This window comes from Micromonospora sp. H61, from assembly GCF_018070325.1.
Classification (GTDB): Bacteria; Actinomycetota; Actinomycetes; order Mycobacteriales; family Micromonosporaceae; genus Micromonospora; species Micromonospora salmantinae.
The window spans coordinates 1-1,889 of sequence record NZ_JAGPXY010000197.1; the positions used below are offsets into that span (position 1 = coordinate 1).

Consider the following 1,889-nt stretch of genomic DNA (forward strand, 5'->3'; position numbering starts at 1 on the left):
GATCAGCCGCCGGACAGCGCGCGCCGTCAACGACGCGCTGCGTCGTGCCCATCCGGACGACGGAGAGGCCGAAGCCTTACGCACCAATGTCGGCAACCCGATGCTGATGGCGTGGCGACGGCATCCCCGTGGTTCGCGCCATGCATGGATTGCTGTGGACGTTCGTAGCCAAGGGCGTGGTGTGCCGGCCCGGCCCTGGCTCATACGGCCGTGTGTCGATGCGTATGCATCGGACCGGTCCGAGCGGGAGGTGCTGCTCGAGGCGCACGATCTTGCCGTCGGGCTGTGGACGGCGATGGTGCTGCCCTCGGTTCGGGACGCGCTCACCCGGTCCGGCCGTTCCGACTTGGCCGACGCGCTCAGGGCCGGGCGCCATGATGGTCTCCGACATCGTGCCGAGTCCACGACACTGGCGCAATGGCGAGCTCAGCTCGAATCGGATACTTCGCCGTCAGGAAACCATCCGGTCTTCCGCCAGGATCGCGGGCGGCGCCTAGCCACCCAGCTCGAACTCATGGTCACCGGCATCAACCGTACGGATCTAGCCGATCTCATTTTGGTTGTGCTCGACCACCTAGCTGAACACGCACGTCGATCGTAGGCGCTGAGGAGGCCGATCGAACTCATCGGCAGTCCGGGACTCTGCGGCCAAAGCCCGGTGAGCCGTGATGATCCGGCCTTGCCCCGTTGATACTGCTGGCGGGTACTGCCTCGCAACTGCCCGCCGGTTCGTGCTGGTGACGCCTCGTACCCATCGCAATGGTCGTCGGCCGGAGCAAACATTATCGGCGGCATGAGCGGGCGCCAGGCCGCCCCTCACCGTGTATGTCGGGTCACATGACGACGCGGCACTCGGGGCAGTTCACGCTACTCTCGTCCGTGCTTGCCCCGTCGCTACTGTTGTCCGTGTCTTCGCCGCAGCCGGTCCTGTCCCGTCGCGATCCAAGGATTAGCAGGTGAACGACCACGGCCTCGTCGAGGTCGCCATTGTCATCCCCGGCGAAGTGGCCGTGCGGGTCGATTTCGTCGGCGTCGGCCTCTTCGCCGCAGATGGAGCAGGACTCGCTTGCCATAGGTGTCGCCCGATCTCGTTCGGAACTTGCTGATGTCCGGGGTCGCAATGGTCCCACCTTTGAGCCAAACGACGGTTACCGCCCTGGGCGGTGCACCGACGGCGAGGCGTTCGGCACGCTACCCGAGGCCGCGACCTCCCTACATAGGAACGCCTAAATCGATGACCCGCGAACCTCTGGCATCCTAGGCAAAGTACGCGCTTACTCATCGGCAGAGTCGCTCGCTGCTATGTACCGGAGCCATGTAGACGGCGAGGATGTAGTTGGGGTGCCGGTCGAGCTTCTTGCGTGACCGGTCGTAGCCCATGGTGGTCTTGGAATCGGCGTGGCGAGCGGCGATCTAGACGTCGCAAAGACTGGCGCCGGCACCCGGCATGGCGCGGCGCGTCAGGGCGGTCAACTGTCTCGACGATCGAGGAGCGCTTCCAGTTCCTCAATCGTGATCAAGCCATCTTTGATCGCGCGGACGGTCAGCTCGGACTTCGTGGAGGCACGCCGGCCGACGTAGTCGTATTTGACCCGGACGCGGGTGATGAATTCGTCGACGGTGCTCTCTGTAACGAACATCTTGCGGGCGACCTCGGCTTTCGAGTCCAGCTGCAACCAGAGCAACAAGGCCTCCTTTTCCCGCTCGGACAAGCGGGGCTGTTTGGGGTCGACCAGAATCGCGCCGCCTAGCTTCGGCGTGGTGTAGGTCTCGCCGATCGCGGCCGCCCGCACGGCCCGAATCAGGTGGTCCTTCTCCTCGCTCTTGGCGATGTATGCCAGGGCGCCTCGGTCGATGCACTGCACCGCTGTCTCCTCGCCCTCGTACAT

Annotated in this window: 2 protein-coding genes and 1 pseudogene; 1 reads left to right on the top strand and 2 read right to left on the bottom strand. The window is 64.7% G+C overall.

Translation table 11 applies throughout. The features are described 5' to 3' along the window. Window positions 1-601: hypothetical protein (locus tag KBX08_RS33075; protein WP_210787681.1), on the top strand; the 601-nt coding region annotated here is incomplete at its 5' end. Window positions 602-833: 232 nt separating this feature from the next. On the opposite strand, the gene KBX08_RS33080 is transcribed toward KBX08_RS33075, so the two are convergent. Together KBX08_RS33080 and KBX08_RS33085 are read right to left on the bottom strand one after the other, a co-directional pair. Further along, window positions 834-1,073 (bottom strand): hypothetical protein, encoded by a 240-nt coding sequence (locus tag KBX08_RS33080; protein ID WP_210787682.1) that lies wholly within the window; start codon window positions 1,071-1,073, stop codon window positions 834-836. A gap of 396 nt (window positions 1,074-1,469) precedes the next feature. Further along, window positions 1,470-1,889: pseudogene (locus KBX08_RS33085) on the bottom strand (response regulator transcription factor); the annotation flags it as partial.

Excerpts from the sequence above, each read along its gene's own strand:
- KBX08_RS33080 (WP_210787682.1), bottom strand. The coding sequence starts at position 1,073 with ATGGCAAGCGAGTCCTGCTCCATCTGCGGCGAAGAGGCCGACGCCGAC.